At 62.7% G+C, this 20,490-nt stretch carries 21 protein-coding genes; 11 read left to right on the forward strand and 10 right to left on the reverse strand.

Annotation, left to right across the window (positions count from 1 at the left end):
• Nucleotides 1–132, forward strand: a 132-nt coding sequence (locus PJL15_RS19390) for an integrase core domain-containing protein (RefSeq protein WP_281452818.1), incomplete at its 5' end; no start/stop codon positions are given.
• A gap of 48 nt (nt 133–180) precedes the next feature.
• Here PJL15_RS19390 and PJL15_RS19395 read toward each other — a convergent pair.
• Together PJL15_RS19395 and purN are read right to left on the reverse strand one after the other, a co-directional pair.
• A complete protein-coding gene (locus PJL15_RS19395; RefSeq protein WP_281452768.1) occupies nt 181–1,116 on the reverse strand; it encodes an endonuclease domain-containing protein in 936 nt (311 codons plus the stop codon).
• Between the two features lie 120 nt (nt 1,117–1,236).
• The gene (purN, locus tag PJL15_RS19400) at nt 1,237–1,815 is read right to left on the reverse strand and encodes a phosphoribosylglycinamide formyltransferase (RefSeq protein ID WP_281452769.1); all 579 of its coding nucleotides are present in this window, start codon (nt 1,813–1,815) and stop codon (nt 1,237–1,239) included.
• An 11-nt stretch (nt 1,816–1,826) separates the two neighbouring features.
• Between purN and PJL15_RS19405 the strand changes: the two genes are divergently transcribed.
• Nucleotides 1,827–2,276: a hypothetical protein gene (locus PJL15_RS19405; protein ID WP_281452770.1), complete on the forward strand. Its 450-nt coding sequence runs from the start codon at nt 1,827–1,829 to the stop codon at nt 2,274–2,276.
• Nucleotides 2,277–2,331: 55 nt separating this feature from the next.
• Here PJL15_RS19405 and PJL15_RS19410 read toward each other — a convergent pair whose 3' ends face one another.
• A complete protein-coding gene (locus PJL15_RS19410; protein ID WP_281452771.1) occupies nt 2,332–3,663 on the reverse strand; it encodes a cell division protein PerM in 1,332 nt (443 codons plus the stop codon).
• Nucleotides 3,664–4,537: 874 nt separating this feature from the next.
• Between PJL15_RS19410 and PJL15_RS19415 the strand changes: the two genes are divergently transcribed.
• Both PJL15_RS19415 and PJL15_RS19420 read left to right on the forward strand, forming a co-directional pair.
• Entirely contained in the window at nt 4,538–6,007 is a 1,470-nt protein-coding gene (locus PJL15_RS19415) for a flotillin family protein (RefSeq protein WP_281452772.1), read from the forward strand.
• Entirely contained in the window at nt 6,000–6,254 is a 255-nt protein-coding gene (locus PJL15_RS19420; RefSeq protein ID WP_281452773.1) for a hypothetical protein, read from the forward strand. The genes PJL15_RS19415 and PJL15_RS19420 overlap by 8 nt, the downstream gene beginning before the upstream one ends.
• 70 nt (nt 6,255–6,324) lie before the next feature.
• Here PJL15_RS19420 and PJL15_RS19425 read toward each other — a convergent pair whose 3' ends face one another.
• The 3 genes from PJL15_RS19425 to PJL15_RS19435 all read right to left on the reverse strand — a co-directional run bounded on the left by PJL15_RS19425 (nt 6,325) and on the right by PJL15_RS19435 (nt 7,741).
• Nucleotides 6,325–6,702: a hypothetical protein gene (locus tag PJL15_RS19425; RefSeq protein ID WP_281452774.1), complete on the reverse strand. Its 378-nt coding sequence runs from the start codon at nt 6,700–6,702 to the stop codon at nt 6,325–6,327.
• Entirely contained in the window at nt 6,699–7,091 is a 393-nt protein-coding gene (locus tag PJL15_RS19430; protein WP_281452775.1) for a J domain-containing protein, read from the reverse strand. The genes PJL15_RS19425 and PJL15_RS19430 overlap by 4 nt, the downstream gene beginning before the upstream one ends.
• A gap of 227 nt (nt 7,092–7,318) precedes the next feature.
• On the reverse strand, nt 7,319–7,741 hold the full coding sequence (locus PJL15_RS19435) for an Hsp20/alpha crystallin family protein (RefSeq protein ID WP_281452776.1): 423 nt from the start codon (nt 7,739–7,741) through the stop codon (nt 7,319–7,321).
• Between the two features lie 141 nt (nt 7,742–7,882).
• Between PJL15_RS19435 and PJL15_RS19440 the strand changes: the two genes are divergently transcribed.
• A complete protein-coding gene (locus tag PJL15_RS19440; RefSeq protein ID WP_281452777.1) occupies nt 7,883–8,320 on the forward strand; it encodes a MerR family transcriptional regulator in 438 nt (145 codons plus the stop codon).
• A gap of 27 nt (nt 8,321–8,347) precedes the next feature.
• Here PJL15_RS19440 and PJL15_RS19445 read toward each other — a convergent pair whose 3' ends face one another.
• A complete protein-coding gene (locus PJL15_RS19445; RefSeq protein ID WP_281452778.1) occupies nt 8,348–10,240 on the reverse strand; it encodes an FG-GAP-like repeat-containing protein in 1,893 nt (630 codons plus the stop codon).
• Between the two features lie 228 nt (nt 10,241–10,468).
• On the opposite strand from PJL15_RS19445, the gene PJL15_RS19450 reads away from it, so the two are divergent.
• Nucleotides 10,469–11,629 carry a glycosyltransferase family 4 protein gene (locus PJL15_RS19450; RefSeq protein WP_281452779.1) on the forward strand — a complete coding sequence of 387 codons (1,161 nt, stop codon included), beginning with the start codon at nt 10,469–10,471 and terminating at the stop codon, nt 11,627–11,629.
• Complete coding sequence (locus tag PJL15_RS19455) at nt 11,626–13,008, forward strand: UDP-glucose dehydrogenase family protein (protein ID WP_281452780.1); 1,383 nt, start codon at nt 11,626–11,628, stop codon at nt 13,006–13,008. The genes PJL15_RS19450 and PJL15_RS19455 overlap by 4 nt, the downstream gene beginning before the upstream one ends.
• A gap of 23 nt (nt 13,009–13,031) precedes the next feature.
• Here PJL15_RS19455 and PJL15_RS19460 read toward each other — a convergent pair whose 3' ends face one another.
• Nucleotides 13,032–13,727: a uridine kinase gene (locus tag PJL15_RS19460; protein ID WP_281452781.1), complete on the reverse strand. Its 696-nt coding sequence runs from the start codon at nt 13,725–13,727 to the stop codon at nt 13,032–13,034.
• Between the two features lie 380 nt (nt 13,728–14,107).
• Here PJL15_RS19460 and PJL15_RS19465 point away from each other — a divergent pair, with 380 nt between their 5' ends.
• The 4 genes from PJL15_RS19465 (at nt 14,108) to PJL15_RS19480 (ending at nt 16,022) form a co-directional block, all read left to right on the forward strand.
• Complete coding sequence (locus tag PJL15_RS19465; protein ID WP_281452782.1) at nt 14,108–14,614, forward strand: hypothetical protein; 507 nt, start codon at nt 14,108–14,110, stop codon at nt 14,612–14,614.
• A gap of 69 nt (nt 14,615–14,683) precedes the next feature.
• A complete protein-coding gene (locus PJL15_RS19470) occupies nt 14,684–15,100 on the forward strand; it encodes an SRPBCC family protein (RefSeq protein ID WP_281452783.1) in 417 nt (138 codons plus the stop codon).
• Complete coding sequence (locus PJL15_RS19475) at nt 15,100–15,528, forward strand: MarR family winged helix-turn-helix transcriptional regulator (RefSeq protein WP_281452784.1); 429 nt, start codon at nt 15,100–15,102, stop codon at nt 15,526–15,528. Before PJL15_RS19470 ends, PJL15_RS19475 begins: the two co-directional genes overlap by 1 nt.
• 80 nt (nt 15,529–15,608) lie before the next feature.
• The gene (locus PJL15_RS19480; protein ID WP_281452785.1) at nt 15,609–16,022 is read left to right on the forward strand and encodes a hypothetical protein; all 414 of its coding nucleotides are present in this window, start codon (nt 15,609–15,611) and stop codon (nt 16,020–16,022) included.
• 238 nt (nt 16,023–16,260) lie between these two features.
• On the opposite strand, the gene PJL15_RS19485 is transcribed toward PJL15_RS19480, so the two are convergent.
• Together PJL15_RS19485 and PJL15_RS19490 are read right to left on the reverse strand one after the other, a co-directional pair.
• Nucleotides 16,261–17,523 carry an APC family permease gene (locus PJL15_RS19485; protein WP_281452786.1) on the reverse strand — a complete coding sequence of 421 codons (1,263 nt, stop codon included), beginning with the start codon at nt 17,521–17,523 and terminating at the stop codon, nt 16,261–16,263.
• 74 nt (nt 17,524–17,597) lie between these two features.
• Entirely contained in the window at nt 17,598–20,156 is a 2,559-nt protein-coding gene (locus PJL15_RS19490) for a helix-turn-helix transcriptional regulator (RefSeq protein ID WP_281452787.1), read from the reverse strand.
• Nucleotides 20,157–20,490 lie beyond the last annotated feature (334 nt).

Raw genomic sequence — 20,490 nt, forward strand, 5'->3', positions numbered from 1 at the left:
GGCACCGAAACCACCCGACGAGAGGCCCTACCCGCCTGGATCCACTATTACAATCACCACAGGCCCCACACCGCACTCGGGAACAAACCACCCGTCAGCCGGCTAACCAACCTCCCTGGGCAGTACAACTAGGTGACAGCACCTGTTCCATTGAACGCTCATTGGGACAGGTGCTGTTACCTACTTGGGTGTCCACCCGTGTTCCTCGAGCGCCCGACGGACCTTGCGTACCGCTGTTACTGCGTCGGTGGACATATGGCTCTTCGAGACCCTTACCAAGGTCCATCCTGCACGCGCAAAGTCCTCCTCCCTCTGGATGTCCCGGACAATCTGCTCCGGCCGCGAATGGCTTTCTCCTTCATATTCAACTGCGACCCGCCACCGGCGATAGCCCAGGTCAGGATGACGCACGACGCCGGGACTCAGCTCGGTGCGCACGTTGACTTCCGGTGTGGGCAGCCCAGCCCGGACAAGTGCCAGCCTAAGTCGCGTTTCCGGGGCCGAGTCGGCGCCAACGCGGGCTTGTTCCAAAGCCAAACGGGCCTTTCGGATGCCCGGTGTCCCCCAATGCCGGTCCAGCATCTCCTCGAGTTGGTCCATGGTGCAGTGGGGCGCCGTGCGGTTCTCAAACTCAGGCCTGGGGATGCGGAGCAAGTGATCCGCCACGACCGTGATCTCGTCAATGTCCATCCTTCTGGCGCAATCCAGCCACGTCCGGGCACGGCTGGTGATGTGCAGACCGTTCAGCGTGGTGATTTCGTCTTCAAAGAACTGGCCTCGATGGCCGATGACGCCCCTGCGCCGCGAGATACCCATGGTGTCCGGCCGCGAGATGTGGATCCTTGGCTCGTGGCTCCCCGGCAGGAAACCCGGAAACTCCCACAGGAGGAATGCGGTGGCATGGGAGGCGGCAGAAAAGGATGTCACGAGGGTCAACGGCCGCGTGCGGTCTGCAAGTGGGCCTTCGGCCCTTGAGCCGGGAACAAATATTTGCCGGCTCGGTGAGTCCAGGTCCCTGAAGCGCAATCGCCCCACTGTTACTCCGGCGTTGAGCGCTTCTCGTCGCGTGAAGGGTTTCGATGAAAGGTTTGCCGGCAGCGGCCGAGGGATCTTCATCAGCCCATGCTGGCAAATGACCCGAGTCCGTGGGTCGTTATCCACAGCCTCATGGCAGCGAGATGAAACTGGGTGACAGCAAACGTCGCTCTGAGCTCTCAGTGCGACGTTTGCTGTTACTTAGTTGGGTGAGGGGGAAGCTGCGGCGAGGTCGGCGAGCGTCTGAACCAGGAGTCGGCGCTCCACCACCTTGATGCGCTCGTGCAGGGTCTCCTCGGAATCCTCCGGAAGCACAGAGACGGCTTCCTGCGCGATGATGGGGCCCGTGTCCACCCCGGCGTCGGCCCAATGGACCGTGCAACCAGTCACCTTCACTCCGTACGCCATGGCGTCGCGGACACCGTGCGCGCCCGGGAAAGAAGGCAGCAGGGCAGGGTGCGTGTTGACGTACTTGCCCCCGAAAGCATCAATGAAGTCCGCGCTCACGATCCGCATGAACCCAGAGGACACCACAACGTCCGGCTTGTAGGAGAGCACCTTGTCACGCAGGGCCGCGTCCCACTCCGCACGGGTTTCGAAGGAATTGAAGTTCACCACAAATGTCTCAATACCGGCTTCGTCAGAGCGCTCCACGCCATAGGTGTCGGGGCGGTCGGCGCCCACAGCGGCGATCTCGACGTCCAGTTCACCCGACTTCACGGCGTCGATGACTGCCTGAAGATTGGAACCGGTACCGGAGACGAGGACAACAATGCGCATTGCACTAGCTTATGGGCGGCTCGCGTAGGCTGGAAAACATGAATCCCGACGTCGGTCCCGCCCCGAGCCAGCAACCTCGCTCCGAGGCCGAAAAGTCCGCCTTCGGCGTGACCCAAATCCTGTTCCGCGCTTTCCTCTTGTCGGCTTTGGGCTCGTTCTTCGTGTTCTCCCTGAATGTGAACTACGTGTGGTTGAGCGCCATTTTGACGCTGGCAGCTCTGGTGTTGGGGATCGCGGTGCTGGTGCGGACCGTCAAGTACAAGCACCCCCGGTTGATCCTTTTCGGAACGATCTCGGGCCTGGTTGTCACAGCTGTCATGTGCCTGCTCATCCTGACCACAGCGCTCTTCTTCCGGCAGGTCAGCACTTACCAGGATTGCGCCCGTGCGGCACTGACGGAATCGGCCAAGACCCAGTGCCTCACGCAACTGGAGAAGTCCATGCCGGGCTCGCTCAGGTAGCCACCCGGAACCGGGCCGACCGGAACTCAGCCCGACCGGAACCGGGCCCGACCGCTCAGGCGTGTTCGTCGTCGTACGCTGCTTCGTCAAGGTTGGCTTCGCGCAGCTTCTGGCGGCGTTCCAGCCACGGCCCCACTGCGTAGCCAATCACGACGCCGATCCCAACTTCCGCGGCCAGCCAGACTGCCGTCCACAAAGGGTGGGGTCCGATTTCCGTGAGCCGCCCAATGCCGGCAGAACCGCGTGCGATCCACGCCAGTGCGCCGCCGAGCAGGCCAGCGACGGAGCCAATGAACGCCCCCAGGAACAGGGTGGAAACGGTGGCCGTGAACCAGCGGGCCTTGATCTTGATGGAGAGCCACTCGTCAAAGTGGTTCTCGCCCTCCCGCAGGAACCACCAGCCAGCCAGAACCCCGGCAACTACCGGCAGCGCCAGGGCCATCGCTCCGAAATCGAGCTGCCCCGCGGGAAGGCTGCCGAGGATGGGTACGGCCGGAAGTGGGCCTACGGCGGTGCCCAGCGGACCCACTGTGGAGCCGATTCCCAGCGAAAAGCCTGCCCCGGAGGACCACGCCAACGCGAAAATCACCAGGTTCGGCAGGAACCCGAGCTGGGCGATCGTGAGCACAGCGCCGCCCAGGGCTCCTGCTTGCAGGCCCTCATAGACAGCGATGATGTCGGTCCAGTGCCACACAATGGTCACGGCCAAGAGCACAGCGGCCAGGCATACCGCGGCCATCGCCGCCACGAAACCGGCCTTCAACGCAGACCCCACGTACGAGCCCGCCCACCGCGAATGCTGGCTGGTCTTCGCGAGCCAGGCAACGGCGTCGACGCCGATCAGCCGGCTCCATGAGCCCGCCTCGCGTCGGGCACCAACGATCATGCCCAGGCCAAACGAGATCAGCGGTATGGCCGTGGCGAACCACAGGTTGATCACTACTTCGGGGGTGCGGCACACAAATCCGGTGGCTGCACCGAAGGCCGCGTACACAAGGAAAGCGCCAAGGAACGCCTGCCACAGCTGATCGGTGTATGAGGCGCGGGCCAGACGACGGCCTGCGCGCCACGCCAGGAGGAACGGGATGAGCGTCAAGCCCAACGGAATCAAGGACAGCAGCCCTGATCCCGGCTGCGCGGCGGTGCCGATATTCACGTGGGCAAGCTCCAGGGGAACGCCGTGAATCAGCAGCCACGCCTGGCCGGCCAGTCTCGCCAGGGAGTCCGCGTTGCGGTCTTGGAAACCGTCGGTCGCCCACACCCCGACCAGCGGAAGGACCACCACGATGGCCGAAATGAACGCTGCCTGGGCCGCCTCCAAGCCGCCCTGCAGCCAAAGGGGCATGGGGAGGCCACGGTTTCCGGTCTGATCAGCGCGCAGTTTCATCGTGATCCATCGTGCCACGAGGACCGCCGCTCCCCCGTCAGGCGCCCCTGAAATACCGCGAATTCCAGCGCTTTTTCCTGTGGGCCGCCGTAAGATGGGAGGTGTTCTCCCGGGGCAGCCCACCGCCCCCGACCGACGTTGAAGGCCCGGAAACAATCGAAGCCGGGAACTAGGAGCGGCCAATGGATAGGTGTCACAACTCATAACAGAAAGTCGTACTAGCAGCTGGTGCAGCCGCCTTTAGGATTCTTTCCAAGGCTGCACCAGCCTTCTTTTTGCCCTCGTCCCTTTCCGCCCTCACCCCACCTCCCGCCTCCCGCCGAGGGGTTAGCTCTCAACCCTTTGACGCGCCCTTTCAGTCGAAACCTCACCCCTCACCGGCACCACCCCCACCTCCCGCCGAGGGGTTAGCTCTCAACCCTTTGGGGCGCCCTTTCAGTCGAAACCTCACCCCTCGGCAATACGACCTCAACCCACCTCCCGCCGAGGGGTTAGCTCTCAACCCTTTGACGCGCCCTTTCAGTCGAAACCTCACCCCTCGGGGCACACCAAACGCTCGACGGCGGGTGGTTGGCTCGGCACCCCCGTCGAGGGGTTAGCTCTCAACCCTTTGACGCGCCGTTTCAGCCGAAACCTCACCCCTCACCGGCACCAACCCACCTCCCGCCGAGGGGTTAGCTCTCAACCCTTTGGGGCGCCCTTTCAGCCGAAACCTCACCCCTCGGGGACACACCAAACGCTCGAGCACAAATGACGCACAAATGTGCTGGACTTCCCCGCTCCAGCGGAACGAGACTGTTTACACGAGCAACCATTTGGCCTATTGGGGGTCAACCAAAGTGCGGAGCTCACACCGTCTGAAGGGACAAGGTCAATGGACGACCTCTCGGCTTTCTTTCCCCTGATTGCAGTCATTCTTGGGGTCGTTCTGGTGATCGGCTTTATTTGGCTTGCCACCAAAGCCATGTGGAAGGTGGCGGAACCGAACGAGGCGCTCATCATTTCAGGCCTGACGCGCGGAACACTGGAAAATACCGACGGCATGGACTTCAAGATCGTCACTGGCAAGGGAGCCCTGGTGATCCCTGGTCTTCAGACGGTGCGTCCCTTGGCCTTGACGTTGAACGAGACCGAACTCAAAGTTTCCTGCGTCACGTCCCAAGGCATCCAGGTGATTGTCGACGGCGTCGTGATTTACAAGATCGGCGACGCACCCCCGTTTATTGCCAATGCTGCCCGGAGGTTCCTGGGCCAGCAGCCGAAAATGGAGAGCCAGGTCTACAACGTGTTCGAAGGGCACCTGCGTTCGATCATCGGCAGCATGACCGTGGAGGAGATCATCCGCGAGCGGGACAAGCTTGCCTCGCTCGTGCGCAGTGCCAGTGGCGTGGAAATGGAAAAGCTCGGCCTGGTGGTCGACTCCCTCCAGATCAAGGACCTGCAAGACCCCACCGGGTACATCCAAAACCTCGCGAAACCGCACATTGCGCAGGTCAAAATGGAGGCCCGCATCGCCGAGGCTACCCGCAACCGGGAAGCCGCGGAGAAGGAAGCGGAAGCCGCCGCACTGATCGCGGACGCACAGAGCCTTTCGGCGATCAAACAGTCAGCCGCGCAAGCAAATGCCGAGCAGGCCCGCGCCCAGGCTGCCCAGGCCGGACCGCTGGCCGATGCCACAGCCCGCCAACAGGTGGTGGTTCAGGAGACAGAAGTTGCCAAGCTTGAGGCGGACCGGGAGGAGCAGAAACTGCAGACCACCATCCGCAAACCGGCCGACGCCAGGGCCTACGCGCAGCGAACTGACGCCGAAGCCAAGAAGGCTGCAGACATCAGCGCAGCCGAGGCTCTGGCGAAGCGCACCGAACTCGAAGCGCAGGCAAACGCCCGACGAGTTGAATTGGAGGCCCAAGCCGCCGCTGGCGCTGCCGCCGCCATGGCAGGAGCGACGCGGGTGACCGGTGAAGCGGAGGCAGCGGCGACGACGGCCCGAGGCAACGCGGCCGCCTCCGCCGTGAAGGCAAAGGCGTTGGCGGAAGCTGAAGGCATCAAGGCCCGTGGTGAAGCGCTGGAGACGAACCAGGATGCAGTTATCTCGCAACAGATCGCCGAGAACATGCCAGCCATTGTTTCTGCTGCGGCGGAGCCATTCTCAAGGATCGGGCAGCTGACGGTGCTCAACGGCGGCGAGGGATTGAACAGCATGGTCGGTGGAATTTTGTCCCAGGTGGGGAGCTTCCTGCCGTCGCTGGCTTCGGCGCTGCGCGGCAAGGAAACACCCGCTGCATCTCCACGCCAAGCTCCGGTAAAACAACCGCCGGCCCAGTCCAAGGCGCCCGATGCATAAAGGGGTTGACCGGAGCCTCACGGGCAAGATCGGCAGGGTCACCGGCACCATCGCGCCGGGCACAATCGGCGAAGTCATGCTCCCCTTCCACGGTGGTACAAGCGCGTTCTTCGCGCACCCCTTCGACAAGACCAGCACCTTCCCCGTGGGCGAAAAGGTGCTGGTGATCTACTACGAACCACCACAGACCGTGTTTGTTGAGGAGCTCCCCGAGATTTTGCGGGAGGAGGACTCGCCGAGGGGTTAGCTCTCAACTCAATAAGTCACGTATTCAGTCGAGATCTCGCCCCTCGCGCACACGCCCAAAGGATAAGCGCTCACAACTGCGGCCCGTAAATGAACTCCTTGGCATGGTTGACCGCTTTCTTGAAGGCGTCGTTGCGGAGAGTCACCTGCTCCTGGTTGGCTCCACCTCGTGGTTCCAGGAACGTGGTGGGACCAGGCCGCAGCATCCAGATGTCACCCGCGGGCGGGAGGTAGAACACCCCGAATGAACGGTGCTCGGGGTCCTCTGTCCAGATGGGGACGACGGCGATCGCGGCCCCGGTGTCCGGATTGATCCACTGCGCGCGGGGCAGGGGTTGCTCGTGGACTTCCGGGTCCAGGAACGGCGCTGTCCCTCTCCCCCAACGTTGTTCGAACCGTTCGTAGAACGCGGGAATGATGTGGTCGTCGTACGGACGCCAAGCACTCATGAATTACTCCTCGGGGTTCTCAGGTTTCCGGAAGAAGGTTCCCAGCGGGGTGGCCCGAATGAGAGCGGTGACTGCTCGCGGTTCGTCCCGGGCCGGGGTTCGTTCCTGTGTACCCGCACCTTCACGGGCGTTCCACCAGCACCAGCCGGAGATCGACGCGCCCGATCGTATGCCGCCCGCTTCCCTGGGTCCGACAAAACGACGTACGCCTGCATGATGGCGTGCAATTCCTGGAGGTCGTCCGCAGAGGTGGTGTCGCCGTCGTCGACCTTTTGGCGGGTGTCCGGGTGATGGGTCCGAAGCAGCGTGCGATAGGCGCGGGCGATCTCACGGGTCGTCGCGTCGGGAGGGACGTGGAGCGTGGCGTAGTGGTCGGGTTGCGTGTTCACTGCTGGTTCCGGTTCAGGCTGCTGATCAGGAGATGGCCCCCGGCCTGGACCGGGGGCCATCAATCGGGAGACGACGGGCGGGGACCGCTTTCATGTGCGCTAAGAAACGCTGTGACGTGGCGCGAAGCCTGCGCCCAACTATTCCGATGCGGCCGCCTCCGTTGTTCCCGGTCGCTGCCCTGCCGGTGGGCCACCCCCGGGTGGGTCTTCCGGCAGGACGGATGGGACTAGGCGTTGATTTCCTGCTTTTGCCCGCTGGAGGTGATCTCGATGCGCCGCGGCTTGGCCTTCTCGGCGACCGGGATGCGGAGCGTGAGCACGCCGGCGTCGTAGTTGGCCTGGACGCCTTCGGTGTCCAGAGTGTCACCCAGGATGAGCTGCCGGCTGAACACACCTTGCGGGCGTTCGGCGGCGATCATCTCGGTGTTCTCGCCAGCAGGCGACTTGCGTTCGGCCTTTACCGTCAGGACGTTGCGTTCGACGTCCAACTCCACCGAATCAGGACTTACACCTGGCAGATCGAAGGCAACAACGAATTGTCCGTCCTCCTGCCATGCATCCATCGGCATTCCGGCCGGGCGTGCTGTTGTGCCAAAAACCTGTTGGGCGAGCCTGTCGAATTCGCGGAACGGGTCAGTGCGCATCAGCATTTGGTTCTCACTCCTTTGGATCTTGATGCTGATTCTGTTGTTGGTACCAGCCCCCGGATCTGTGGTGGTTGGTATAGATTTTTTATAGCACTGGTGAGAGAGTGGTGCAAGTAGGTTTTGGGAAGATTTTCGGAGGTTTTGATGGCAGCTTCGGATGGCGTAACTGTTGCCGGGGAGCACGACGGCGGATTGGTCGCCGCTGCTGCCAGCGGCGGCGCGGCGGGATCCGGGGACACGGGTGTCTACGCGATCTCGGTTGCCGCTGAACTCGTGGGAACGGGACAGCAGAACATCCGGCAGTACGAGCGAAAAGGCCTGCTCACCCCTGAAAGGACCGACGGCGGCACGCGCCGCTACAGCGAAAACGACCTGACCACGCTACGCCGGATCGGGGTGTTGCTGGACGAGGGGTTGAACCTGGCCGGGGTGAAGCGGGTGCTGGAGTTGGAGGCGGCGAATCGGGGTCTGACCGAGGACAATCGTGGACTGAGTGAGCACAACGAGGAACTGCGCGCGGACAACCGTGGGCTGCGGAAGGATTTGAAGGCGGCGCGGGGCGGGACGGACTCTGAGCGATAGTCGTCGCACTGCTGCATTGCGCAGCGATCAAAGAATCGCCGTCATCCCGTTCCATCCCGTACCCACACGAGAAGGCGACGGCCACGCCATTCCCCCGCTGCCCGCATACAACCACAGCTCACCGAAGGTGTTCCGGGCCAGGATGTCCGCACGACCATCCCCGTCGAAGTCGCCCGGACCAACCAAGGAGTTCATGACGTTCCAGCCCTGCCCGATGACCCGCTGTGGCAGCCATCCGCCTGAGCCGTTGCCTGGGTAGAGCCACAGCACGCCCGAAGAGTCCCGCGCAGCAATGTCCGGGGTGCCGTCGCTGTTGAAGTCGCCGACGCCCGTCATCTCGGTCATGGTGTTCCAGCCAGTCCCCACCTGAATAGCGGGCAGCCAACCTCCGGAGCCGTTACCGCGGTACACCCACAGCACTCCGAACGTGGTTTGGGCCGCCACATCCACAAAGGTATCGCCGTCGAAATCCCCGACGGACTCGATCGCGATCATACCGGCCCAGCCCGTGCCCACCTGAACGCGGGGCAGCCAACCACTTGAACCATTGCCGGGGTAGAGCCATAGCAAGCCATCGCCATCTCGGGCAAGGACATCGCCGTTCCCGTCGCCGTTGAAATCGCCGGGAGTAAGGATTGCGGTCATGACATTCCAACCCTGCCCGACCTGAGCACGAGTCAGCCATCCACCCACGCCATCACCGGGGTAGAGCCACAGCACCCCGGAAGCCTCACGAGCCAAAAGGTCGGTATAACCGTCGCCGTTGAAGTCGTTCTTGACGGGCCGCTCCACTGCCCCGTCGATGATGCGCACGGAGGAGGTGCCATAGCTGACCACGTAAGCCCTGTTCGTGGCGGGGTTCACCGCGACGGCGACTGGTTGGCTGCCCGTGTATACGGCGTAGCTGCTCTGGCTATCCCCATCAATGATGACGGTGCCACCGCCGCCGGTGGGCACGTAGACCTTGTTACTCGTGGGATTCACTCCGATCCCACTGATAGCCGTGGCGGTACCGATGGTGGTGATTTCCGAAAAGGTTGTTCCGTCGATGATCTTTATGAAGCCGTCGGAGTCATCCCTGTCTGCAGCAACGTAAACCTTGTTGGACGCTGTGTTGACGGCCAGGATCTCCACTTTCCGCAATGATTCGATGGTTCCCGTGGTCTTGTCGGTGGCACCGTCCATCACGTGAATGTTGGCTCCGTACCTGCCCAGTGTCGTGAAGTAGATCTTGTTGGTGACCTGATTGACAGCGAGGGCTCGAACGAAGCCAGCGCCGATGATGACTTCTCCGATGACCGCGCCGCCGGCGTCCAACACCCGAATCGTTCCACCGGAAAGAACGTAAACCTTGCCGGTCACAGGATTCACAACAATGTCTTGGGCACCCCCGAACAGTGCCACGGAAGTCGTAGTGTGCGTGCCTCCATCGATGATCGTAATGCCGGTCTGTACGCCCACATAGATCTTGTTGTTTGCTTCGTTCACAGCCACGACACCCGGTTCTGCGCCGACGGGAACCGACGTCACGGCGTGGGTGGCCCCATCAACAACAGCAACGGAACCGCCGGCCCCGCTGACATAGACCTTGTTGGTCGCTGAGTTCACGTCAACGTCCACCGGCGCGTCAATCGAAGGCAACGTTCCCGCACCCGTCACACCATCGATGATTGAGACGCCTTCGGCCGAGGCAACGTACGCCTTGTTTGTCACAGGGTTCACAGCGATTGAACCAGGCATATCGCCTACAGAAACAACGTGCGTGACCGCGTCAGCAACGGCGGGCGGTACGGCCGGAGCCAAGGTGCCCAACAACAACGCCAACGCCATTCCGACGGCGGCTGACCGCACCGCCGCCCGGCGCCGGCGTCGTGTGTGTACTCGCCGAAGCGCGCGTGAATCATCCCCAGCAGCAAACATGGCAAGACCCCCCAAAGTCATGACGCCCCAGTGCGTCGATGGGCCAGAGTCTACGCGCGCACTACGACAAAATGGAGCCGTTCCCGGAAAGAGACCGGTCTTCAGAGAATCGCGGTCATGGCGTTCCAGCCGGCCCCGAACACCCCAACCCACCTGTTAACCAACTCTTCCCCCACCGGCCACCCCCGCGCACCCAGTAAGCCAACCGCCCCCAGCACCGTTGAAGGCGTGAGGATCGCAATCGTCGCCGAATCATTCCTGCCACTGATGAATGGGGTAACCCACTCGATACTGCGGGTGCTGGAGCATCTGCAAGAGCGTGGGGATGAGGTGATGGTGATCGCGCCGTCGACGTCGGACACTGATGTTTCGAGCGTCGAGAAGGGTGCGTATGTGCACCGGCTTCCCTCGGTGCCGCTGGCCGGCTATACGAATGTGCGGGTTGCGTTGGGTGGTGTGAATCGGGTCAAGCGAATCCTTGCCGATTTCTCGCCCGACGTCGTTCACCTCGCCTCCCCGTTCGTCCTCGGCTGGCGCGCCGTACAGGCCGCGCACCAACTCGGCATCCCGACTGTCGCGATCTACCAAACCGAAGTTCCCAGCTACGCCGCCCGCTACGGCGTGCCATTCCTGGAGAACTGGGCCTGGAACCGCGTGGACAACATCCATCTCCTGGCCACCCGAACCCTTGTGCCGTCCACGTTCGCGCTGAACCAGTTGCGCGGACGCGGCATCCTGCGCGTGGACATGTGGCGCCGCGGTGTGGATACCGCGCGCTTCAATCCCGCCAAGCGTTCAACGGCTTGGCGCAGCTCAGTGGCGCCCGACGGTCAGCGGATCATCGGCTACGTGGGCAGGCTCGCCGTCGAAAAGCAGGTTGAGGACCTCGCCGTGCTGGCCGACGTGCCGAACACCAAGCTGGTCATCGTTGGCGATGGCCCGCAGCGCGAAGCCCTCCAGGCCGCGCTTCCCAACGCGCATTTCGCGGGTTTCCTCGGCGGCGATGCCCTCGCGGAAGCTGTGGCGGGCTTCGACCTCTTTGTCCATCCCGGCGAGTTCGAAACCTTCTGCCAAACCATCCAGGAAGCCATGGCTTCAGGTGTTCCGGTGGTGGCGACCGGTCGAGGCGGCCCCTTGGACCTCGTGGAGAACTCGCGCACCGGCTGGCTGTACGAACCAGGAAACCTCGCCCAACTGCGCACTTACGTGCAGGACCTGATGGGCGACGACGCCAAGCGCCGCGCGTTCGCAACGGCAGCCACCGCTTCGGTTCAGGGCCGGACGTGGCCGGTGCTCAGCGCGGACCTGGTCCGGCATTACAACGAGGTCATCGCCGGCGTCACCAGCGAAGCACCAGACCTAACCTCAAGCAAAGGACCCTCTTCATGAAGATCTCCGTGATCGGCTGCGGCTACCTGGGCGCAGTCCACGCAGCAACCCTGGCGTCCATGGGCCACACAGTGGTGGGGATCGACGTCGATTCCACCAAGGTTGAGCAGCTCAACAAGGCGTTGGCCCCGTTCCACGAACCGGGCCTGGATGAGCTCCTCAAAGATGGCCGCACCACGGGCAGGCTCGAGTTCACCACGGACTTCGCCGAAGCTGCGGACGCGCAGGTGCATTTCCTTTGCGTGGGTACCCCGCAATCCAAAACCTCCGATACCGCGGACCTTTCCTACCTGATGGGCGCCACGAAGAGCCTCCTGCCGCATCTGGCGAGGGGTGCCGCCGTCGTCGGTAAATCAACAGTGCCAGTAGGCACGGTGGAAACCCTCCGCGCGGTCCTGGCCCGACGTTCAGACGTGCTGCTCGGCTGGAACCCGGAGTTCCTGCGCCAAGGCACCGCGGTAAAGGACTCGCTGGTCCCGGACCGGCTGGTGTACGGCGTCCCCGGTGGCAAGGGTGCGGCTGCCGGCGCACCAGTTACCGCCGTGCTGGATGCGGTGTACGAACCCCTGATCGCGGCAGGAATTCCGCGGCTGGTCTGCAACTTCGCGACGGCGGAACTGATCAAGTCGGCGTCGAACGCCTTCCTCGCTACGAAGGTCAGCTTCATCAACTCCATGGCTGAGTTGTGCGATGCGTCGGGCGCGGATGTGGGCGAACTGAGCGAGGCCATGGGTCTGGATCCGCGCATCGGCAACCGCTACCTGCACGCCGGCCTCGGCTTCGGCGGCGGCTGCCTGCCCAAGGACATCCGGTCGTTCCGTGCACAGGCCCGAGAACTTAACGTGCCGTCCGTGGATGAGTGGATGGCGTTGGTTGATTCGGTGAACCTGGATCAGCGTTCCCGCACCGTGGAGATCGCACGCGACATGTGCCGCGGCTTCCTGTCCGGCCGCACGGTGACCATCCTCGGCGCGGCCTTCAAGCCCGACACCGACGACATCCGCGACTCCCCCGCCCTCGACGTCGCACAGCAACTCGCCGACGCCGGCGCCCACGTGACCGTCACCGACCCCAAAGCCATCAACAACGCCTGGATCCGCTACCCGCAAATCCGCTTCGAGGCCTCCACCAAACGCGCCCTCGAAGGCGCCGAATTGGTGTTGCTGCTCACCGAATGGAACGAATACGTTTCGCTGTCGCCGTCCGTTGCCGGATCACTCGTACGACGCCGGATGGTGCTGGACGCTCGAAACGTACTGGACGCGGACGCCTGGCGGAATGCGGGGTGGACTGTGCGCGGCTTGGGAACGGGCGCATCAGTGGTTGAGGCTGGCAACGCTCCCAAGCCTGCCGATAGGAAGAAGCACGCACGGGCGTGAGCGCCTGATCGGTTGCGCCAAGATCAGCGGCGGCGCCCGGCGGCTTCGCCCGGCACCAGCAACCTGGGCTGCTCCGGATGAGTGTTATCGATAACTCTCGTGGCACGTGTCCATGGCCGGGCCTCTTCAAAGTACAGCCTTTGCCCGCCGACGTACCGGCGCATTGACGGGTGCTCGGGGTCAAAGCTGCTACCGTCCCTGATGGACATGCGTCGGGCGGTTTCCTCGAAGGGGACATCCAGGAAGAGGGAGTAATCCCACCTGCCCCGCAGCTCATCGCGGTGGAGGAACATTCCCTCCACAAGGACAATCGCATCTTCCGGGGCTTTCACCGGTTCGATGTGGAGCCGCAGGTTTTTTCGGGGATCCATGACTGCCGGACGATACTCGCCGTCGCCGCCCTCCCCCAGCGGCGTGAGGACGTACTGTTCCAAGGCTTCGTAGTCGTAGGTGTCCAACCAAAAACCCTCAGGGGATGTCCTGCCGCGACGATGGCGAACTTCCTGCAGGTTGAGGAAGTCATCCACGTGGATCGTCAGGACGGGCCGGTCCATGAGCCCCGACGTGAGCGCCGCCGAGACTGCTTGGGCGAAGGTCGATTTTCCGCTGCCATCAACGCCGTCGACGCCCACCAGTTTCCACCCTGGTCCCAGCGCCTCCAAGTCCGCTGCGAGGACATCAAAGAGCCGGGCCTTCGCGGCGATATGTTCCCCAAGCATCCACCCATGGTGGCACAATGCGCCGCTTGAACGCCGCGAAAGTCATACCCGACTTTTTCTGGCAAGATTTCCCGGCGGGTGTTAGGGTCACACCACGCGCCATCGCATCGGCGCATTTACAAGGGGGCATTACTTTGAACAAACAATTTTCGCGCGCCGAAAAACAGCCAGTATCCGCATGGGGTCCTCGCTCCAAGGCATTCGGCATCGCTGCCACCGGATCACTCTTTATCCTGCTGACCGCCTGCGCTCCAGGATCCATGGGAAATGCCAGCTCAGTGAGCAGCACCCAAGGGTCAAGTTCCGCAACATCCTCACCCACACCTACTCCCAGCAAGATCGCTGGGACGTCGTGCTCGACGGAGAAGAAGACCCAGTTAGTGTCAAGCCAGACGTACGTGTGCGCCGTGGATCAGGCGGGCAAGTTGACCTGGTTGGACTCAGCCACTGCACAGTCACTGTCTGACCAGCGTTCCGCGTCGGCAAAGGCGGTGGCTGACAAAGCGGCAGCGGACAAGGCGGCGGCGGACAAGGCAGCCGCAGACCAAGCTGCAGCGGCGAAGGTTGCTGCAGACAAGGCTGCTGCAGACCAGGCCGCGGCGGATCAAGCAGCGAAGGCCGCGGCCGATCAGGCTGCGGCAGCTCAGGCGGCAGCCAACGCCGCTCCGAAGGCCGTCCCTGCCGCACCCGCTGGGCCCGCCGCACCCGCTCAAAGCGGTTGCGACCCGAACTATGCCGGTGCCTGCGTGCCGATTGACTCCGATGTCGACTGTTCCAGCGGCAAGGGCAACGGCCCCTCGTACGTGCGCGGGCCAGTGACGGTGATCGGTTCGGACATTTACGGCCTGGACAACAACCACGACGGCATCGGCTGCGAAAACGGCTGATGCTCCTCTGGACAAGATGATCTACGCACAGATAGTCTGTGCGTAGATCATCTTGTCGAGGAGGCAGTTATGTGGGAGTACGAATACAGCGTTGAAACCAGCGCGGCACCCCAGGACATCTGGCGCCTGTGGTCCGACGTCGAAAATTGGGGTGACTGGAACGCCGAGATCGAGCGGATCGAGATTGACGGGCCCTTTGCAGTAGGCACCAACATTCTGATGACGCCACCGGGCGAGGACCCCATCCCGTTACAGCTGGCCGAGGTGGAGCCCGGCGAGCTCTTCGTTGACGAGGCTCGATTCGACGGCTTGCTCCTGCGTACCATCCACCGCATCGAAAAGCTCGACGGCGGCCACGTCAGGGTTGTGTACCGGATGGAGATCACCGGCGCCGGGGCGGACGAGATTGGGCCGGAGATCGGCCCGGGCATCACGGCCGATTGGCCCGAGACCATGGCCTCGCTCGTCGAACACGCGCAGCGCTGATGCCGCTCAGCCCAGGCGAAAGCCCCGGATTCCTGCTGTGGCACGCCACCCTTCGCTGGCAGCGCGAGGTGGCGGCAGCCCTGTCTCCGTATGGGATCACGCACGTGCAATTTGTCCTGCTGGCATGCACTTGGTGGCTCAACAAGGAGGGCGAACACCCCAATCAGTTGGCCGTCGCCCGCCAAGCAGGCACCGATGTGAAGATGGCGTCCCAGGTCATTCGCGCACTGGAGGTGAAGGGGCTCATCGAACGTGAGGTGGACCCTGCAGACACCAGGTCCAAACGGCTCCGCGTCACGGATGCAGGGGCCGAGCTGGCTCCCCGCGCCATCGCCGCGGTTGAAGACGCCGACGAACGGTTCTTCGGACAGGCTTCCGGCGGCGACCTCATTCCTCTGTTGAAACGGTTGGCTCATCCGGCTGATTAGCGCTTTCGCGTCATAGGTTCGCAGTTCGTGGCACTACCCCTATGCCCGGGGGTAGTGCCGACGAACAAAGAGGACCTTCAGTGATCACGCACTTCTACCCAGCCGCCCTACGAATCCTGACCTGCATCGTGGCAGTGTGTTCGGCGGTATCAGCCACTCTGCTCGGAACGGCGCCGCCTCCTGAGGGATTGAGTGTGCTCGACCCTGCCGATCTAAGGACCACCGTGGTGGTGCTGACCATGGCGTTGGGTGTCGTAACGCCGGTAGCCATGATGATTGCGGACCCGCTCAAGTGCCTGCTGTTGAAAGCGGGCGTGTTTGCCGCTTCAGGATTCGGTAACGCCATGATGCTGAGCCCCTTGCTTGTGGTTCCGTTCCAGCAAACTCCCACGGCCGTGGCCGTGACCAGCTCCGTGGCTGTGACCCTGGTCAGTATCGTCACGTACATGGAATCAGTTGAGCGCAGGAACGCCCGACGACGCGCCAACACCTAGACGCGTTCGCGCACCACCTATTTTTCAGGCTTCTGACCACTCAATTCGGCCCAAACGCCACCTATTTTCGGGATTTGAACACCTAGGGACCCGAACCCGGCCATAGTCTTTTGCTGTGCCGCCGGAGCGGGACTCCCGTTGTCCGGCGGGTTACCCCACCTGCTCCAGGCGTTGGCGGCATGACGGCACGGCTCCACTCGACTACCCCCGAGGTGGAGTCGTGCCCAGTCCGCCTGGTTCATTCGTTGTGCCGGTCCCGGCGCAGTCGCAGGAAACGGTAAACGATGCCCATGGCGAACATCAGAACGCCCAGCCCCACGGACAGCGGCGGTAACGTCACCACGAGCCCAACGCAGGCCAGCCCACCAGCCACTTGCAGGAACTTCGGGTAGCGCCGGTCTTCGCGTGGTTGCGTGTAGGCCGCCACATTGGCAACCAGGTAGTACAACAGCACCCCGAACGAAGAGAAGCCAATGGCGCCGCGAAGATCGGCCACCGCGATCACGATACAGGTCACTATGGCAAGTGCGGTTTCGGCGCGATGCGGAACCTTGTATTTGGGGTGGACGGCCGAGAGCCAAGTTGGCAGGTCATGTTCCCGAGCCATTGCCAGGCTGGTGCGGCCAAGGCCTGCTATCAGTGCCAGCAGTGCGCCCAAGGAGGCCACGGCAGCGCCGATCCGAACCACGGGTGCTGCCCATGACATTGATCCCGAATTCACGGCGTCCGCCAGCGGTGTTGGTGTCCCCGCCACTCCTTGGGGACCGAGCACTCCAAGCAATGTGAGGGCGATGACTGCGTAGATCACGATCGTGATGCCCAAGGCGATGGTAATGGCCTTGGGAATGGTTCGCCGGGGGTCACGTACTTCCTCGCCCATGGTCGCAATCCTGGCGTAGCCGGCGAACGCGAAGAAGAGCAGGCCCGCCGACTGCAGGATGCCGTACCAGCCATGTGCCAGCAGCCCGTCCCCCAGGATGCCGCCGAAGTCAGGTCCGGAACCGCCCCACACCGCAGCAAGCGCAATCGCCAGGGCAAGGAGCACAGCAATGACCAGTACCCTGGTGAGGCCCGCAGTCCGGGTCACGCCGTGATAGTTCACAGCGGTCAAGAGTACGACGGCGGCAATCGCCACCGGGCGCTCCCAGCCTTGCGGGGCTGCATAGGCGGCGAAGGTCAGGGCCATGGCTGCTGCGCTGGCCGTTTTCCCGATGACAAAGCCCCAGCCGGCCAGGAACCCGGACCAGGGTCCTAGCCGTTCCCGGCCGTAGACGTAGGTACCGCCGGAAGTGGGGTAAGCCGCGGCGAGCTGGGCTGAGGAGGTAGCGTTGCAGAAGGCAACGAAAGCCGCCACGACCAGCCCGATGAGCAGGCCTGACCCTGCCGCTGCTGCCGCTGGGGTGAACGCCGCGAAGACACCGGCACCGATCATGGAACCGAGCCCAATGAGTGAAGCGTCGAACGTGCCTAGTCTGCGGTCCAAAGCCGGGTGGTTGCTCACTGAAACCCTTCAAGAACCGGCACGGAACAGGCGCCGGAAACCGATGTTAGGAAGTGGTTTCAGCCTATCCCGGGTCACTGCGGCGGAAGTAAATTCCCGACGAGCATGAAGAGTCCATTGCGGGATGTTGCCCTGGTCTTCCGGAGGGCATTTGAAATGTGGTTCTCCACCGTCCTGGCGCTGATTCCCAAGTGCTCGGCGATCTCCACGTTGGAACGGTGTCCTGCGAGAATTGCCACTTCGATCTCCCGTTCCGTCAGCGGTGTAGTCCTGAACGAGTTGAAGGACATCTGCTCACTGGCCGATGGAAACTTGACGGCAAACATGGACGATGCCTGAGCCAAGGCGTCAGCGGCAGCAGCGTCGCCCTCAATGACGTGCCTTTTGAGTGCACCCCGCAGCAGCATCCCCACTTGGTAGGTGTCGATGTCAGGTTCGTAGTGTTTCAGGAGCAGCCCCAACAGGTTGTGGTCGCCTTCAACCACGGCGTTGGCGATGGCGATGAGCTGATCGTGGGCAGTGATCGCGCTTTCACGCACGATTTTTTGAAGGAGGTCCAGGACCGGCCTTCCGGGGTTCAGGCAGGTGCACAGAAGGGCGGTCATGGCTGCTTCGAACACGTAGCCGCTTTTGAGCTGGCGTCGAACGAGTTTGGTGACTTTGCGATCGAACGTTGAAGGTTGGGCACTGTTGTTAGCCACCAACTCATAGACGCCTTTTCCGATACCGGGCAGGGGGCCAATCTCCGGAACGTCGGTTCTGGCCTGCGCCGCTATGGACAGCGCAGGCGGTGTTGCGGTGGTGGTGTGCCGGAGTCCCGCGAGCCGCAGCATGGCCTCATAGAGCGTGTCCACCACGAATCCCGGCCTGCCCATGGCGAACACACTGCTCATCAGGTACTCGGCTTCTTCGAAGTGCCCGCGGTAAAGCAGCCCGTGGGCCGCTATGTAACTGCTGGTGATAACTCCGAACTGGTCCAGGTTCTTTCGCGCTTCGCCCCGCCAATCCAAGGCAAACACCAAAGACTCGTCAACGCGGCCGGCAGCAAAGAGGGCAAAGCCGTGAATGAACGGGCGCAACTGTTGGAACATGTCGTCATCCCCGGTGCCCTTCACGGTTTCGATCGCCGCCAAGGGTTGGAACCGGTAGAGCTCCAGCAGGCCCTGCACCAGGCTTCCCATTCCGGGGCCTTGATCCTCCTGAGCTGCGCGGGGCCTGCCCATGTCTTCCCGAACCGGCCCATTGGAAGCGGTGATGAACAGAACCGCGGCTTCGGCGTAGTCGTGGAATTCCGGGTAGTCCGCAGCGAAGTTGCGGATGATTTCGACGGCGCGGCCCAATCCCTGCCTTGCTTGCAGGGCGAGCATTGCCCTGGTGATCGCCATGAACATGAGGTCCCCGGGTTCAGCACCTTGTTCCGGCGTTTCGGTGCATACCCGCAGTGCCCGCATGGTGTTGACGGGTGCGCCCCAGTAGATCCTGAGCAACGACACAGCGTTGGTCACGGATTTGTTCGCTTCCCATCTCTCAAAACGGGATTGCTCGCGGGACGCGTTGTGTTCGTGGAAATGCCGCGCGGTGACGGCGTCGTCGTCGCCCTTTTCCAACCGCAGGGTGGACAGCACCCGCGAGAGGCAATCAGCAGTGGTGACGCCTTCCGGGGCGGTTTGCGGCGGTGCCTCCAGCACGCCGGCTACCTTGCTCCGAAGAAGATGCCTGTCCCTCAGCATTTTCTGGCCACGAAAGTAGTCGGCCACCACGGGCGGGCTGATCGCGGCGTTGGAACCGTTCTGGTGGTCGTCCAATACGGTGAGGAAGCCTTTGCGTTCAAGGTTCTCAAGGTCGTCGGGTTGGATGACTTTGTGCAGGACGTCGATCCTGGCCGTGCCGAGGATCGCCATGATGTGGAGGGCGGTGAACTCGCCGGGGGTGAGTTCCGCTAAGAGTGCTTCCAGCGTTCCCCTCAGGTGGTCATTCCAGAGGGTGTTCGAGGCCATCCGCCACTGCTTGTCCTCCAGAACCAGGAGGTTGCTGAGGAGTGCCGTCTCCACGATCCGTACGACCAGACGCGGGTTCCCTGCGGATTTGGTGAGGACACGAGCCGTTGTTTCCGCATCAGCCGGAGATCCGAGCACTTGGGCAATGAGTGTGTGCACCTGCTCGTAGTGCAGCGGGTCCAGTTGAAGGTGTGCCTCGGGCCGGCTGTTGAGGACCGCCAGTTGACCCTTTGAGAACGCCCACGTCTCCGGCGCCGTGGCCACCATGGGGCAATCGGATCTCCGCCGGACCGCTTCAAGAACAGCCAAGGACTCGTTATCCACCAGATGGAGGTCATCCACCACAATGAGATGCTTTCCGGCTGTGCCCAAGCGGCTGGTGAAGACATCAGCGAGGTCCAGGACGCCGCTGCGGCCCGGCCTCATTTCGAGCCCAAGGCCCTTGATGGCAGCGAACGGGATGGTCCGGTGCGTGCGGAGCCCACTGATGAAGTGGACGGCGACGCCGGTCTTCTCCAGATTCGTCACGACGGTTCGCACAACGGTGGTCTTCCCGCTGCCGGGAGCCCCAACAATCCGTGAACCAATACCGCGTGCAATAAAGTCCAGGATTCGCTGAACCTCTGAATCGAACACTCGACCTGACCTTCTGTTTCTGTGGACGCCCGACACGCGGCTCACCTCGCAGGTTAGATCTGGAAAGAGGGACTAGGTGGCAAAACGGCCTTGCACAGGCTGTTTTCACCGCTTCTAGGTGGTGATTTGGGCAAATCTAGGTGCTCGCTGGCCGCGTCTAGGTGGTGAGGTGGTGTGGGAATCAGGTGATCCATGGGTAGCTCCATCAACTCTGTGGGTGGATACCTTCAAAGCTACGGAGGGCTGGATCAGAATTACATGGGTGTAATTCACTATGTGGATATGTATTCGAATCTAATCTCCACGGCTCGTACACATCTTCCAATCAGGGGGC

Source organism: Paenarthrobacter nitroguajacolicus (assembly GCF_029952445.1).
GTDB classification, from domain to species: Bacteria; Actinomycetota; Actinomycetes; order Actinomycetales; family Micrococcaceae; genus Arthrobacter; species Arthrobacter nitroguajacolicus_B.